The organism is Ligilactobacillus hayakitensis DSM 18933 = JCM 14209, from assembly GCF_000615845.1.
GTDB classification, from domain to species: Bacteria; Bacillota; Bacilli; order Lactobacillales; family Lactobacillaceae; genus Ligilactobacillus; species Ligilactobacillus hayakitensis.
Genome location: NZ_BAML01000001.1, coordinates 57,166 through 72,310, shown reverse-complemented (window position 1 = coordinate 72,310; position 15,145 = coordinate 57,166). Strand labels below are relative to the sequence as shown.

At 33.4% G+C, this 15,145-nt stretch carries 14 protein-coding genes and 1 pseudogene; all 15 read right to left on the bottom strand.

Annotated elements, in window-relative coordinates:
* Positions 1–135: 135 nt before the first annotated feature.
* A complete protein-coding gene (gene mnmA / locus JCM14209_RS00345) occupies positions 136–1,263 on the bottom strand; it encodes a tRNA 2-thiouridine(34) synthase MnmA (protein ID WP_025021663.1) in 1,128 nt (375 codons plus the stop codon).
* A 103-nt stretch (positions 1,264–1,366) separates the two neighbouring features.
* Positions 1,367–1,708, bottom strand: coding sequence for a DUF1831 domain-containing protein (locus JCM14209_RS00340; RefSeq protein ID WP_025021662.1), 342 nt, complete (start codon positions 1,706–1,708; stop codon positions 1,367–1,369).
* Positions 1,709–1,717: 9 nt separating this feature from the next.
* Entirely contained in the window at positions 1,718–2,866 is a 1,149-nt protein-coding gene (locus tag JCM14209_RS00335; RefSeq protein WP_025021661.1) for a cysteine desulfurase family protein, read from the bottom strand.
* A gap of 1 nt (position 2,867) precedes the next feature.
* Entirely contained in the window at positions 2,868–3,563 is a 696-nt protein-coding gene (locus JCM14209_RS00330) for a 5'-methylthioadenosine/adenosylhomocysteine nucleosidase (RefSeq protein WP_025021660.1), read from the bottom strand.
* 14 nt (positions 3,564–3,577) lie between these two features.
* Positions 3,578–3,790, bottom strand: coding sequence for a hypothetical protein (locus JCM14209_RS00325; RefSeq protein WP_025021659.1), 213 nt, complete (start codon positions 3,788–3,790; stop codon positions 3,578–3,580).
* Positions 3,791–3,800: 10 nt separating this feature from the next.
* On the bottom strand, positions 3,801–4,337 hold the full coding sequence (locus JCM14209_RS00320) for an NUDIX hydrolase (RefSeq protein ID WP_025021658.1): 537 nt from the start codon (positions 4,335–4,337) through the stop codon (positions 3,801–3,803).
* A gap of 14 nt (positions 4,338–4,351) precedes the next feature.
* The gene (gene dapF, locus JCM14209_RS00315) at positions 4,352–5,329 is read right to left on the bottom strand and encodes a diaminopimelate epimerase (RefSeq protein WP_025021657.1); all 978 of its coding nucleotides are present in this window, start codon (positions 5,327–5,329) and stop codon (positions 4,352–4,354) included.
* A gap of 103 nt (positions 5,330–5,432) precedes the next feature.
* Positions 5,433–8,226, bottom strand: a pseudogene (gene ileS, locus JCM14209_RS08690) (isoleucine--tRNA ligase).
* Between the two features lie 265 nt (positions 8,227–8,491).
* Positions 8,492–9,295, bottom strand: a complete 804-nt coding sequence (locus JCM14209_RS00305; RefSeq protein WP_025021656.1) for a DivIVA domain-containing protein — start codon at positions 9,293–9,295, stop codon at positions 8,492–8,494.
* 14 nt (positions 9,296–9,309) lie between these two features.
* The gene (locus tag JCM14209_RS00300) at positions 9,310–10,092 is read right to left on the bottom strand and encodes a YlmH family RNA-binding protein (protein WP_025021655.1); all 783 of its coding nucleotides are present in this window, start codon (positions 10,090–10,092) and stop codon (positions 9,310–9,312) included.
* A gap of 1 nt (position 10,093) precedes the next feature.
* The gene (locus JCM14209_RS00295) at positions 10,094–10,354 is read right to left on the bottom strand and encodes a YggT family protein (protein ID WP_025021654.1); all 261 of its coding nucleotides are present in this window, start codon (positions 10,352–10,354) and stop codon (positions 10,094–10,096) included.
* A gap of 25 nt (positions 10,355–10,379) precedes the next feature.
* Positions 10,380–11,609, bottom strand: a complete 1,230-nt coding sequence (gene ftsZ / locus JCM14209_RS00290) for a cell division protein FtsZ (protein ID WP_025021653.1) — start codon at positions 11,607–11,609, stop codon at positions 10,380–10,382.
* A gap of 22 nt (positions 11,610–11,631) precedes the next feature.
* Positions 11,632–13,047: a cell division protein FtsA gene (gene ftsA / locus JCM14209_RS00285; protein ID WP_025021652.1), complete on the bottom strand. Its 1,416-nt coding sequence runs from the start codon at positions 13,045–13,047 to the stop codon at positions 11,632–11,634.
* 113 nt (positions 13,048–13,160) lie between these two features.
* A complete protein-coding gene (locus JCM14209_RS00280; RefSeq protein ID WP_025021651.1) occupies positions 13,161–14,030 on the bottom strand; it encodes a cell division protein FtsQ/DivIB in 870 nt (289 codons plus the stop codon).
* Between the two features lie 16 nt (positions 14,031–14,046).
* Complete coding sequence (gene murG, locus JCM14209_RS00275) at positions 14,047–15,144, bottom strand: undecaprenyldiphospho-muramoylpentapeptide beta-N-acetylglucosaminyltransferase (protein WP_025021650.1); 1,098 nt, start codon at positions 15,142–15,144, stop codon at positions 14,047–14,049.
* Position 15,145 lies beyond the last annotated feature (1 nt).

The following is a 15,145-nucleotide window of genomic DNA, read 5'->3' as shown; positions in this document are numbered from 1 at the left end:
CACACCTTCGCAATCTAGTTTTTCTTTTATAATTATTACATAAAATTTATAATTGAAAAAGGATATTACTATGAAATTTTAAGTTATTCTCAATAATTTTAATAAAAAAAACTTGGAAAAAATCCAAGTTTTTTATTAAACATATTGTAATAATTTATCTTTTTTATATGCGAAGTCGATTGTTCCACTACCTAAACATTCAGGTCCATCATAGAATACCACTTCTTGACCTGGAGTAATTGCACGTACGGGTTCATCAAAAATCACTTCCACTTTAGTACGTTCTTCATTAAATTTAACTGTAACACCTGAATCTTTTTGGCGATATCTAAATTTAGCAGTACAATGGAACTCATCGCCACGATCAGAAATATCGTTAACAAAATTCAAACGAGAAGCTTCTAAACGATCAGCATATAAATGTTCATTGTGATATCCTTGTCCAACAATTAAAGTATTAGTTGCTAAATCTTTACCAACAACAAACCATGGTTCATTGCTCTTTCCATCTCCACCAATACCTAATCCTTTTCGTTGGCCAATTGTATAATTCATTAAACCAAAGTGTTCACCTTTAACTTCGCCATCAACAGTAACCATCTTACCTGGTTGTGCAGGTAAGAATTCACTTAAGAATTGGCTAAAGTTACGTTCACCAATAAAGCAAATACCAGTTGAGTCTTTCTTCTTAGCTGTAGCTAAACCAGCTTCTTCAGCAATACGACGCACTTCTGATTTTTCCATGCCACCAATTGGGAACATTACGCGGTCTAATTGTTCATTTGAAAGTTGACTTAAGAAGTAAGTTTGATCTTTATTTTCATCAGCCCCACGCATCAAATGAACGTTTCCATCTTCATCACGTACCACTTGAGCATAGTGCCCCATAGCAATATAGTCAGCATCAATTTCCATCGCATAATCTAAGAATGCTTTAAATTTAACTTCCTTATTGCACATAACATCAGGATTTGGAGTTCGTCCATTCTTATATTCATCTAAGAAATATGTGAATACTCGATCCCAATATTCTTTTTCAAAGTTAACAGAGTAGTATGGAATTCCAAGTTGATTTGCAACTTTAGCAACATCTTGATAATCTTCCGTTACAGTACATACTCCACTATCATTTTTGTCGTCCCAGTTCTTCATAAAAACTCCGACAACATCATAGCCTTGTTCTTTAAGTAAGTATGCTGATACTGATGAATCAACACCACCACTCATACCTACAACAACACGAATTTGACTATTGTCTTTCACAAAAAATCACCATCATTTCTTTAAATTCTGAATTCTAACGATTTGAAGGTCGTTTTTGTTCAGTACTTTTTATTATATTAATTTCTAATAATAATATCAAGTATTAGACTTCAACTAAGATTTCACGCTCAATCAAGTCATTTAAAATAAAATTAAGTTGTTCAACATTTTGATGTTCATCGTTTCCCTTAAAAATATTAACTTCACGCATCCCATTAGCAGTTAAAGTTACCATTTTAAATTTTTTCAAATCAGCTTCAACAGCTATCTTTAATTTATATCCTTGATTAAATGGTGAGTTTGGATCTAACGAGCGTTCTAATTGGAATTTTCCACCTTTTGTTTCGATAAATCCTGTATCACGTAAAGAATATTTTTTGATATTATCAGATAACTTAAACTTACGTGTATCGCCTTGCAATTGTGATTCTAAACCATATGCCATGATGCATCCCTACTTTCCACGATTTATTATTTTAACTAACTTTTCAACTAAGACATCAATTTCTTCTTGTGTATTATATACACCAAAACTAAAACGGACAGTTTCACTGACACGAGGACTATTTTTACCAAACATAGCCTTTAATACATGTGATGGTTCAAGTGAGCCTGCAGTACATGCAGAACCTGCTGCCGCTGAAACGCCTGCTAAATCAAGATTCGTAAGTAAACGATCACTTTCATATCCTTTAAACCAAACACTTAAAATTTGTGGAAGTTCCCCTTCTTCTAATAATCCATTTACTTCAAAATCAATTTGATTTTCTTTTAATTTTGTTACTAAATGTTTTTTGAGTTCCATAAATTTTTGTACATTTTCAGCTTTGATTTCAGGAGTTAAAATTTCAACTGCTTTAGCAAAACCTGCAATTGCTGGAATATTTTCTGTCCCTGCTCGACGCATTAACTCTTGGTCCCCACCTTTTACAAATGAAGGTAGGTTTATTCCATCACGCTTGTATAGAAATCCTAAAAATTTTGGTCCATTAATTTTGTGAGCTGATACAGACAACATATCAATATTCATTGTTTGAACATCAATATCTAAAACTCCGTATGCTTGAACACAATCAGTGTGGAACCATGCATTTTTATCCTTTAAAAATTCTCCAATTTGCGTAATTGGTTGATGACTTCCAACTTCATTATTACCCATCATAATTGATACTAAAATAGTATCTTCACGGACAGCTTTCTTTAAGTCATTAATATCAATTACCCCATTTTGATCAACAGGAAGATATGTGACTTCGAATCCTTGAGTTTCTAAATATTCCATTGGCTTTAAGACTGCCTCATGTTCAATCGATGTTGTAATGATGTGTCGTCCCAAATCTTTTCTTAGCAATGCTGTTTGAATAATTGCAGTATTATCTGATTCAGTTCCACCACTTGTAAAGATAATTTCATTATCATTTTTGGCATTGATTGATTGTGCAATCGTATGACGACTATTATCTAATATAAAACGTGCTTGTCGTCCATGAAAATTAACCGCTGATGCATTTCCAAATGTATTTTTCATAACATCAGTCATAGTATCAATAACTTCAGGAGCCATTGGTGTTGTTCCTGCATTATCTACATAAATATGTTTCACTTTATTCACCCTTATTTTTTAAGAAATTTAAAATCATTGCTGCAGATTTTTTACCTGCTTCTATTATAAACTCATCAAAATTGATTCCTGCATCTTCATCCCCTACGTCTGACATTGCACGAATAATTACGTATGGACGTTTAAATTGATAAGCTACTTGAGCAATTGCTGCTCCTTCCATTTCGCTACATAAAACTTCAGGATACATTGCTTTAATTTTTGCGATTTGTTCTTTTGAAGAAATAAATTGATCCCCAGTCACAATTAAACCTGGCTTTGAATTTAAATTTGCTTTTGTTGCAGCTAAAATGATATCATTCATTAATTTTTGATCAGCAGGAAAAATTCTTGGTTGTTGTGGTAATTGTCCCGGTTCGTAACCAAAAACTGTAGCTTGAGCATCATGGTATGCAGCTCCCGTTGAAACAACGACATCCCCTACCTTTAAGCCTTCACCAATTCCACCAGCAGATCCTGAATTAATGATGCAATCTACTTTGAAATCCTGAATTAAAAAAGCCGCTGTTACTCCAGCCTGAACTTTTCCAATTCCTGATCGCACTAAAACTACTTCTTGATTAAATAAATTACCTTCATAAAATTCACTACCACCAATCATAGTTTCACTTTTATTTTCTAATTGTGCAACTAAAGTTTTAATTTCTTCTTCCATCGCACAGATAATTCCATACTTCATCGATAATCTCCCTTTTAAAAATTAACAAAAATTAAAATTAAATAAACAATCAAGATAGCTAGGACTAATCCTGCAATAATTTTATTCAATTTAACTTTTAAATTATTAGTTTTACTAATTTCATCTTGTTCTTGTCGCATTTTATTAATTTTTGTTCGACTCAAAGATTCCGTTTGTTCTTCGAAATTTTGATTATTTTGAGAACGTCTATATATTTCTTCTGACATTGAATTCACCTTATTGCATCATCTTCCAATATAAAATTGAAATTAACGTCTTACTGTCACAAATGGTCCCTTTACTAATTTCCACTTCTACTTCTGGAAGTGATAACTCAACTAATTCTAAAAATTCATCTTCGTCTTGAGGTAATTTATTTGTTACTGGTTTCAAATTGATAGCATGATATAAATACATCTTTTCATCTGCAAATCCAGGAGAAGTGTAAAATGAATTTAAAAATTCCATTTTATCCGCTTCAAATCTTGTTTCTTCATTTAATTCACGCATTGCAGTAATGCTTGGATCTTCGTTAGGTTCAATTTTTCCAGCAGGTACTTCTAACGTTTCTTGACCTAATGGGGCACGCCATTGACGAATAAATACCATCTTATTTTCTGAGGTGATTGCTATTACAGCAACTGCTCCTTGGTGTCTGATGATTTCACGTTTAGCAGTTTTTCCATTCGGTAATTCAACGGTTTCAACATCTAAGTCGACAACAACGCCATCAAAAATATGTTCAACTTTTTTTACCTTTTCTTCAAGATTCATCTCTAAATTCCTCTTTATTCCTTGATTGTATTAATAAATTTTTCATATTTTTCTTGTTCGCCAGTTTCATCCCAAGAATATCCAGCAAAGTTTCCCGCAAGTGCTTTTTCTTGATTAATTTCTACATTAGCCACCACAGTTGCATTTCCAATAAGTGACATCCAATAATTGCCGTCTTGATTCTTATGAACAATTGTATTAACCATGCCCCCAGGATTAATTACAGTAATTTTTTCTTCTAATGCTACTTGATCTGAATAAAGCATATGATACATTAAACTAGAAGCTGACATTGCTGTTCCACAAGCATTTGTATAACCTACGCCTCGTTCAAACGTACGCACAAAAATCTTTTTGTCATCTAAAATATGTACGAAACTAACATTAACTCCATCTGGGAAAATTTCATTTTTTCCATCGTTTAAATAGCTTGCAATTTCACCTAAAGTATCACCTTCAAGGACTTCTTTATTCACAAAAGCAATTAAATGTGGATTAGGAACTGCTACGGCTGAAAATTTAAGGGTTGGTGATAATTTCTCTATCTTCCCATCAATCAATTTATCTTGGCCAATATTCATTCCCAAATCAGCAGCATTAAAACTTACTGGTGAAATTTCTGCATCATATGCTTGGACACCATTAGCTAAATCATCACTTTTTTTAACTTGTAAATCAGCATACATTGTTTGAATTTTAAAATTATTTAAATTTTTCTTTTCACTTAAATATCGAGCAACTGTTCGAATACCATTACCACACATGCTAGCTTCACTACCATCTGCATTAATTACACGCATTCTTCCGTCAGTATCTTTATGCCCTTCTTGAACATATAAAATTCCATCTGCACCCCCATGCAGTCCATTAGTACGGTCACAAACTTTTTTTGTTAACTCTCGTAATTGTTCTTCGGTTAAATTTGAATCTAAATCCTGTTGATCAAGAATAAAAAAATCATTTCCTGATCCATGAACTTTCTGCATTTTCATTAAACTTACCTCCAAAATGGATATATATAATCATGATACCAAATTTCTAGTTAGAATGCGAAAAAAGAGGCTAGAATGAATTTCTAACCTCTTAATTCTATTCTTATTCTAATCCTTCAGCTACAGCTTCTGGATAGTTTTCACGTACTAATTTAGCACAGCTTGCACATAATTGTGGTAATTGTTCATCTGAACCTACGTCTTCTTTAATCATACGGCAACGAGGACATACATCCCCTACAGCATGTTCAACTGTTACAGCAATTTCATTATCATATACATTTGCATTTTCAGGAGCTTCTTCAAATGAATGTACATCTAAAGCTGAAACAATTAATGCTTGGCGAACATTTGTATCCAAACTATCTAAATCAGCTTTAACTTCATCTGTAACATATAAATCTACATGTGCTTCAAATGATTTACCAATTAATTTATCATTACGTGCCATTTCAAGGCTCTTCAATACACTTGAACGAACGCGCATAAATTTAGTCCAATTTTCAAATACTTTTTCTTCATTATTGAAATGATTTACTTCAGGCATTTCTGAAAGTTGAGCATAATCTTCATCTTCTTTTAAGTATGCCCAAACTTCTTCAGTTGTATGAGGTAAAACAGGTGTCATTAACTTAGTTAAGCGAACTGCTACATCATACAATACTGTTTGCATTGAGCGACGCTTCTTACTATTTTCAGCTTCAATATATACAATATCTTTTGCCATATCCAAATAGAAAGCTGATAAATCAGTAGTTAAGAAGTTAATTAATTTCTTGTAGATATCCATAAATTCGTAGTTTGCATAAGCATCGAGAATTTCTTTAGTAAAGCGATTTACAAGAATAGTCATATACTTATCAACTGATTCCATATCTTCATAGGCAACGGCATCAGTATTTGGATCAAAGTCTGATGTATTTGCTAATAAGAAGCGAACTGTATTTCTGAATTTACGGTAACTTTCTGAAATTTGTTGGAAACTACCCATTGAAACACGGACGTCAGCTGATGTATCAACACTTAATACCCATAAACGGATAATTTCTGCACCCATCTTATCGATTACTTCACTAGGAACAATAGTATTTCCTAATGATTTACTCATTTTACGGCCTTCGCCGTCCAAAGTAAATCCTTGAGATACAATTTGCTTGTATGGAGCATGGCCAGCATATGCAACTGAAGTAATTAAACTTGAGTTAAACCAACCACGATATTGGTCAGATCCTTCAAGATATAAATCAGCTGGATAAGTTAAGTAATCGCGTTCGGCACAAACACCTTGGTGTGATGAACCAGAATCAAACCAAACATCCATGATATCAGTTTCTTTAGTAAACTTACCGTTTGGAGAGTGTTCGCTTGTAAAGCCTTCAGGAAGTAAATCTTTAGCTTCACGTTGGAACCATACGTTTGAACCGTGTTCTTCAACTAATTTAGCAACATGATCAATTGTTTCTTTTGTCATAATTGCTTCTCCATCTTCAGCATAGAAGATAGGTAATGGAACACCCCAAACACGTTGACGTGAAATTACCCAGTCACCACGATCGCGAATCATGTTATGCAAACGTTTTTGACCCCATTCTGAAGAATTGAACTTCATCAATTGCTGATAGAATTTGATCACGAATCTTGTCTACTGAAGCAAACCATTGTGGAGTAGCACGGAAAATAATAGGTTTCTTTGTTCTCCAGTCAAATGGATAACTGTGTTCAATATCCATTTGTTTAATTAATAGTCCTGCTTCTGTTAATTTCTTAAGAGAAATTTCATTTGCATCTTCATAAAATACACCGGCAAAATCAGCACCAGTATCTTCTGTTAAGTAACCCTTATCATCAACAGGCACGTAAATATCTAATCCATATTGCATACCTACGTTAAAGTCATCTTCACCAAATCCAGGGGCTGTATGAACTAATCCAGTACCGGCATCAGTTGTTACAAAATCACCTAGCATTGTTACTAATTTTCTTTCTGGATAAAAAGGATGTTGTGCTTCAACATATTCTAATTCAGAACCTTTAACGACCTTAAGAACCTTAACGTCATTCCAACCAAATAATTCTGCATTTTTATCAACTAAAACATTTGCCATAACAAATTTACGACTATCATCATCATGTTGAACGACTGCATAATCAAAGTTGGCATCGATGGTAATTCCTTCAGATGCTGGAATTGTCCATGGTGTAGTTGTCCAAACAACCATATATGTATCATCATCTAATACACCTTTACCATCAATAACTTTTTCTCCATAAAAAGCTGATGGTGATGTAACATCATGATATTCAACTTCTGCTTCAGCAAGGGCTGATTCAGATGACCATGACCAAAAGACAGGTTTCTTACCTTTATAAATTAAGCCTTTTTCAGCCATCTTACCGAATACACGAATTTGTTGAGCTTCATATTCAGGTTTTAATGTTAGGTAAGGGTTATCCCATTCACCAGCAACCCCTAAACGTTTGAAATCAGCCTTTTGCTTTTCAACTTGTTCTAAAGCATATTGGCGGCACATTTCTCTAAATTCAGCAACAGACATTGCCTTACGATCAACACCTGCTTTTTTCAATTGTTGTTCGATTGGTAACCCGTGTGTATCCCAACCTGGAACATATGGTGCACGAAATCCCATCATTGATTTGGAACGAACGATAAAATCTTTTGAAATTTTGTTCATAGCGTGTCCCATATGAATGTTACCGTTAGCATATGGAGGTCCATCATGTAAAACAAATGATGGTTTCCCTTCATTTAATTTTTGTCTCATTTCATAGACTTTATTTTCTTCCCATTCACGTTGACGTTCAACTTCTCGAACTGGCAAATTACCTCGCATAGGAAATTTTGTTTTTCCAAGGTTTAACGTTTCTTTGACCTTCATAGAAATACCCTTCCTTTCATTGATAAATTTGGGGATAAAAAAAATCTCATCCGCAAGGGACGAGATTTTCGTGGTACCACCCAAATTTTAATTATTAACTAATTACTTATGTCATCTCTAACGCGATGAACCGATTTTTCCTACTTTGTTCAGAAAAATACATCAAAAAAGATGATGAAACATAGTAAGTGAAATACTGAACTCTCACCTAACATCAGCTCTCTGTAATTAATTTACTTTGTTCCGTGTTCTTTATGCTTGATTACTATTTAAAATTACGACCAGAAGCAGAATGATCATCATCTGGGAAAATAACAACAGTTTCATTTACTTGAGGTTTTGTTTCAACTTCTTCAACTTTTTCTTCACTTTCCACAGTTTCTAAATTACTATTATCTTCTGCCTCTTGATTCATTTCTTCAGGAACTACAACATTTTCTTCGTTTTCTACTTCAGAAACATCATTTTGACTGTAGTTGCTTTCAAATGATTGTACTTCATTACTTGATAAATTGTCAAGAGAATCATCGTGACGAATTGCATCTTGAATATCTTCAAAACTGCTTACATCACCTTGTTTAAGAATTTCATCCCATTCACTACCCTTGATAACTTCAAGTTGTGATTCCATCATTACTTGTAATTTTTGACGGAAAATACGAGCTTGTTTTCTTAAATCATCAGTTTCGACTGCAAGACGCTTTGCTTTCTTAGATGCTTCATCAATAATATGACGAGCCTTTTCATTAGCTTGGTCAATAATATCTTGACCTTGCTTTTGAGCTTCGTGATTAATAATTTCAGCTTCTTTTTGAGAATTAGCCTTAACTTTATCCGCAGCTTCTTGTGCAACAATAATTGATTGATTCAATGAGTCTTTCAAATCATTGAAATATTTCAACTTTTCTTGGTTTTGTTGTAAACTTTCGTTTAAACGTTCATTTTCCTTTAAAATATTTTCATAATCTTTAATAATTTGATCTAGAAATTCGTTAACTTCATCTTGATCATATCCACGTAAACGATTATGAAATTCTTTATTATGAATATCTAATGGTGTTAATGCCATCATCTACACCTCCATTATTTTTTTAAAACTTTAACCTTTATCCGTGTTTTTCCTTTTTTTGTGACATTTAAAATTTCGTCTAATTCAAAACGTCCGTAGCCTCTAATAGAAATAACATCATCAATTTTCACATCCCAATCGGGTTTTTCACAAATCATCCAATTTAGCTGAACTTTTTTCGCCTTAATTAAATTTTTTGTGTTTCCCCTGGAAATATTATAGATTGAGGATATTAAATTATCTAACCTTAATGACGAAACAGGTAATTCCTTATCCATCATCTCAACGTTTGGTTTTAATAAGTTATTAAACTTAGTTTCTTGAAATTCAACTTTTGTCTTACCAATCTTTTCAATCTGAGAAATAAAAAATTGTTTTATTTCTTGCTCACAAATGACTTGCCATTCATTTTCATGATTGATAATATCACCTAAAACTTCTCTATCTACACCGCTATTTGCTAGTGTTCCAAGAATACTACCATGTGAAAGTTTACTGAATTTAACAGGATACTTTAAATTTAATAATGCTAACTTGAAGTCACCATCATTAACTTCATAATATTCTGGGAAAAAAAGTACTCTTTTTCTCTCCGCATTTTCATTTCCACCATATGCAGAAATTTTGATTCCCGAATTTTTTTTAATTAAAAATTCGGCAATTCTACGTTCTCTTGGATTTAAAAAATGAGTTAATATAGGTCGATACTCATCTTCTGCTTTTGCAATATATCTCGCTAATTTCTTTACGGTTTCTTCTTCATCAGGTCTGAAATGTTGTAAAATTACTTCTTCCATTTTAAACAAGGCCTAACTTTATAAGAACAAGGAAGGTTCCCTTTTTTACAAAATCCAAGAAAATAAGTGCAATAATTGGGCTAAAACTTAATCCAAAAATTGGTGGGATAAATCTAAATTTTGATAGATATGGATCAACAATTTTTACGATAAATCTCCCAAGACCTGTTGCATATGCACCAGGAAACCAAGACATTAGCACGTACACTAGGATTGCCAGTTCATAGGCTTGAAATAAATATGATACGATACTGAGTAACATTGTTTTCTCCAATCTCTTATGAATTTTAGTTACGACGGTGACGTAAGAATGGAGGAGTATTTAAACCATCATCGTCACTATTTGTGTCTTGTGATGAATCAGCTTGGAAAATATTGAAATCTTGGCGTTCCATATTTCCAAATTCATTAGCTCTTTCTTGTTGTGGAGCAACATTACGATTCATTTCACGATTTGCATCCCAATCATTTAGCGGATCATTTTGAATTCTTGGTTCTGCTGGTTGTTGATTGTCCATAGTCATACGCGCTGAGCGATTTCGTTTTGGCCCTTCAGTTTTTTTCTTATCAATACCTGTAGCGATAACTGTAACAACTACTGAGTCGCCTAAATCTTCATTAATTGAAGTACCAAACATAATATTAACATCTGATGTTGCTGCTTGTGCAACGATTTCAGATGCTTCTTGTGCTTCAAATAATCCTAAGTCTGGTCCACCAGTAATGTTAATAATAACTTGTTCAGCACCATCAATTGAAACTTCAAGCAATGGTGATGAAATAGCTTTCTTAGTTGCTTCTACTGTTCTATTTTCACCGTTCGCAGTTCCAATTCCCATAAGAGCTGAACCTTGGTTTTCCATAAGAGTTTTAACATCAGCAAAGTCCAAGTTAATGTATCCTGGAGCAGTAATTAAGTCAGAAATACCTTGTACCCCTTGACGTAATACGTTATCAGCTTCTTGGAATGCTTGTAACATTGGTGTCTTTTTATCAACAATTTCTAATAACTTATTATTTGCAATGATAACCAATGTATCAACGTGTTCTTTCATTTGTGCAACACCTTCAGCCGCAAAACGAGCACGCTTTGGTCCTTCAAAACTAAATGGACGTGTTACAACACCAACAGTCAATGCCCCTTGGTCTTTAGCGATTTTGGCAATTACTGGTGCAGCACCTGTACCAGTACCGCCACCCATTCCGGCAGTAACAAAAATCATATCTGCGCCTTGAAGAGCTTCTGCAATTGCTTCTTCACTTTCTTTAGCAGATTTATTACCAATTTCTGGATTTGAACCTGCACCTAAACCTCTTGTTAATTTAGGACCTAATTGAATTTTTGTTTCAGCATTTGAATCTTTTAATGCTTGGACATCAGTATTTGCTACTATGAATTCTACACCTTTTACGTCATCAGCAATCATACGGTTTACAGCGTTTCCACCTGCGCCCCCTACACCAATTACTTTAATTTTTGCATTGTCATTTTTTTCTGTATCTAAAGAAATTTCCATTTACTTCTCCTCCATTTGTTTATTAATCAAAATATTTACTTATAAAATTGCCCACAGATTGAATAAATCCTTCACCTTTATTTTTAGGCTTTTCATCTTTTACTTTTGGACGCTTAATTTCTTCTTTAACTTGTGAAACTGATTCATTTGTTTCTTTTTTGTTGTTAGATCCAGTATAAAGTCTTATACCTGCTTTTGGAGCAACTTCTTCTGCGTTGTTGCTTTCTACTTTAGTATTATACTTAAACTGTTGTACGCTTTCAATGTCGTTTTCTTGGCTTTCTTTTACAAGTTTTTCAATTTCTGATTGTTTTGTAACATATCCTACTAATCCAATTACTTGTGCAAACGAAGGGAATCTTAAATTCATTTCTTGAGGAATATATACTTTAACATTTACCCCAAAAATTTCTTCAGCTAATTCCTTAATCCCAGGTAACGCAGCCATTCCACCAGTCAAAATAATTCCGCCAGGTAAGTCTAACGCAGATACATCACTTAAAGCATGGTTCATCTTCATGAATACTTGTCTTAAACGTGCTTCAATAATTTCAGCTAAATATTCTTCTGAGATTTGCTCTGGTTCTTGCTTTCCTACTACTTGTACTGGAAATACATCTTCAGAAGATGTTAAATTAGCCATTGCATAACCATAAGTACGTTTCAAATTTTCAGCACTTTCAATTGAAGTATTCAATACAACAGAAATATCACGAGTAACATAGTCGCCACCTTCTTGATCTACATAAGTATACTTCAACTTGTGATCGTGGATGACGGCAGCTGTTGTTTGGCCACCACCTAAATCAACTAAAATTGAACCGAAATCTTGTTCTGCATCTGTCATTGCTAATTTGGCAGTTGCTAATGGGGCTACGACCGTTCCATCAACTTTTAACCCAGCACGTTCAATACATTTCTTAATATTATGTAAAATAGTTTTAGGACCAGTATACATAATTGCGTGCATTTCCATACGCACGCCAACCATTCCGCGTGGATCTTTAATACCATCGAATCCATCAACAATAAATTCATCAGGTACAATATCAATTACATCACGTTCTGGTGGCAAGTTTTGAACTAAAGCTGCTTGCGTAACTTGGAAAACATCTTCTTCCGTAATTTCTCTAGCACTTCCATTATCATTACTTACCGATACCATTCCGTGACACTTTTCAATTTGTAATAAGTTGGCTGGGATTCCAACTGTCACCTTCTCTACTGATAAGCTTGCCTTTTGTTCAGCTTGTTTTACTGCATCTTTAATTGTTGCTACTACTTGATCAATATCTACTATTACACCACGATTTAAGCCTTCAGATTTTGTATTACCGTAACCGATAATATTAACCTGACCCTTAACGTGTTCTGCAATAATTACTTTTATTGAAGTAGTTCCAATGTCTAATCCCACATAGATTTCAGAACCTTCCATTTTAACCAACCTCCCTATCTTTTCTCATTGCTTTTACTCATTTTTTGCATAATTAGTTCAATATATAAATTTTACCACACAAATATTGAATTGTGCTACGTAATCCATAGATTTTATTTTTTATCTGAGTAAGGATATGAATATGCACCGACTTGAATGTCAATAATTCCTTTTTCTTTCATACTTTTTGACATACTTGGGTAATATGGCATTGCTACAGATAACTTGTTTAAATTCCCTAGCACTTCATTTCCATCATTCATAATTAATCGAACTCTTTTTGAATTTAATTTAGTTGGTACATAGTGTACTTCTGAAATTAAACGATTAATTTTGGGTTGTAGTTTTCCTAATTCTTGGGCACATTTTACAATATCACTTCGCTTTTTAAAACCAACAAATACCGGTAAATTATTATTTACATTATCTTGTGGATTTTTATCAATATCTCCGCGATATGATATTTTGTAGTACTTACCTTTTTCTTTAAGGTAACCGCTGATACGATATTGCGTAATTGAAATTTTTATTTCATTATGCTCCATACTAATATTTGCGCTTTTTACTGTATTAACTTCACTTTTAATTTTTCGTATTATTTTCTTTTCTTGAAGCAACACCGCATATCGTGATTCGCCATCATGAATGCCACTCGCTTGAAGGATAGCTTCTTTGCTTGGCTCATCAACTCCTGTCAACTTAACATTCTTTACCCGACTTAATGGAGAAATTAAGTATCCTGACAATATTAATAAAATTGTAAAGATACCTAATAAAATCGTGGTATTTTTTGCTAATCGTTTTCTTTTAGTTGAATTGAAGCGGACTAAATTAGATGTCATTCGTTTTTTTGGCTTTTTTTTAGAAGTCGTATTTTGCTTAATTTTTTCTTTTCTAAGAAGTTGTTGTCTTTCCCATGGTGTCAATTCATTCAAATCAATATCACGTTTCTTTTTTGAATTTATTTTACTATTCTTAAACACAACACACCTCTTCTTATTATTTCTTAATTATATCTTCTAATACACTAATAACCTTATCTGCGGCATCAGCAACCCCTGCTTTTTTAGCATTAGCTACCATTTGATTTCTTTGCTCTACTGATGTCAAAATAGAATCAATTTCAGAAATTAAAACTTTTCCTGATAAATCTTTTTCCTTAATCATTAATGCCGCGTTTTGATTAACTAAACTCATCGCATTTTTAGTTTGATGATCATTAGTTACGTATGGACTAGGAATTAAAATACTAGGAATTCCTAAAGCTGTAATCTCAGCCAAACTTGTTGCTCCAGCCCGTCCTACGATCACATCAACTTCTGGTAAAATTGCAGGCATATCATCAATATAAGGTTCAATATAGAAATTTTCTGGTATTGCTTTTTGAGATAACTTTTCTGAAATTTTATCAAAGTGTACCTTCCCAGTTACAAATAATACTTGGTAATTTTTCCCTTGCAACATTTCTGCTGCCTCAACCATTGCTTGATTTATTCCCTCAGCACCTCTTGAACCACCAAAAACTAATACAGTTGGCATTGCTCTGTCTAAACCATATTCTGTTTCTAATCGATGCGTATTAACCATATTTGCCACTTGTTGAGCCCGAGGATTCCCTGTAAATTCAACTTTTTTAGCTGGAAAATCACCTTTCACATCTTCAAAACAAATCCCAATTTTATCAACGAAATGACCAAGGAATTTATTTGTAATTCCCGCCACACTATTTTGCTCGTGAATAAAAGTTGGAATATTCATTCTTGAAGCTGCAAAAACAACTGAACCACAAACATATCCCCCAGTACCGACAACTACGTCTGGTTTAAATTCTTTGATAATTTTTTTACTATCATGAACACTCTTTAAAAATAGATAGACTGTCTTAAAGTTTTCTACAGAAAACGATCTTTTAAACCCTTGAATTTCAACTGTTTTAAAATCTATTCCAGCATCAGGAACAATTCTACTTTCCAGGCCTTTATTTGTTCCGACATACAAAATTTCTGAATCTGGATATTTTTTCTTTACAGCTTCAATTAAAGCTAGTGCGGGGTAAATATGGCCTCCAGTACCGCCCCCTGAAACAAGTAACTTCATT

Excerpts from the sequence above, each read along its gene's own strand:
- ftsZ (WP_025021653.1), bottom strand. The coding sequence starts at position 11,609 with ATGGAAATTTCTTTAGATACAGAAAAAAATGACAATGCAAAAATTAAA.
- JCM14209_RS00325 (WP_025021659.1), bottom strand. The coding sequence starts at position 3,790 with ATGTCAGAAGAAATATATAGACGTTCTCAAAATAATCAAAATTTCGAA.
- JCM14209_RS00320 (WP_025021658.1), bottom strand. The coding sequence starts at position 4,337 with ATGAATCTTGAAGAAAAGGTAAAAAAAGTTGAACATATTTTTGATGGC.
- dapF (WP_025021657.1), bottom strand. The coding sequence starts at position 5,329 with ATGAAAATGCAGAAAGTTCATGGATCAGGAAATGATTTTTTTATTCTT.
- JCM14209_RS00295 (WP_025021654.1), bottom strand. The coding sequence starts at position 10,354 with ATGTTACTCAGTATCGTATCATATTTATTTCAAGCCTATGAACTGGCA.
- JCM14209_RS00305 (WP_025021656.1), bottom strand. The coding sequence starts at position 9,295 with ATGGCATTAACACCATTAGATATTCATAATAAAGAATTTCATAATCGT.
- murG (WP_025021650.1), bottom strand. The coding sequence starts at position 15,144 with ATGAAGTTACTTGTTTCAGGGGGCGGTACTGGAGGCCATATTTACCCC.
- JCM14209_RS00340 (WP_025021662.1), bottom strand. The coding sequence starts at position 1,708 with ATGGCATATGGTTTAGAATCACAATTGCAAGGCGATACACGTAAGTTT.
- JCM14209_RS00330 (WP_025021660.1), bottom strand. The coding sequence starts at position 3,563 with ATGAAGTATGGAATTATCTGTGCGATGGAAGAAGAAATTAAAACTTTA.
- JCM14209_RS00300 (WP_025021655.1), bottom strand. The coding sequence starts at position 10,092 with ATGGAAGAAGTAATTTTACAACATTTCAGACCTGATGAAGAAGAAACC.
- ftsA (WP_025021652.1), bottom strand. The coding sequence starts at position 13,047 with ATGGAAGGTTCTGAAATCTATGTGGGATTAGACATTGGAACTACTTCA.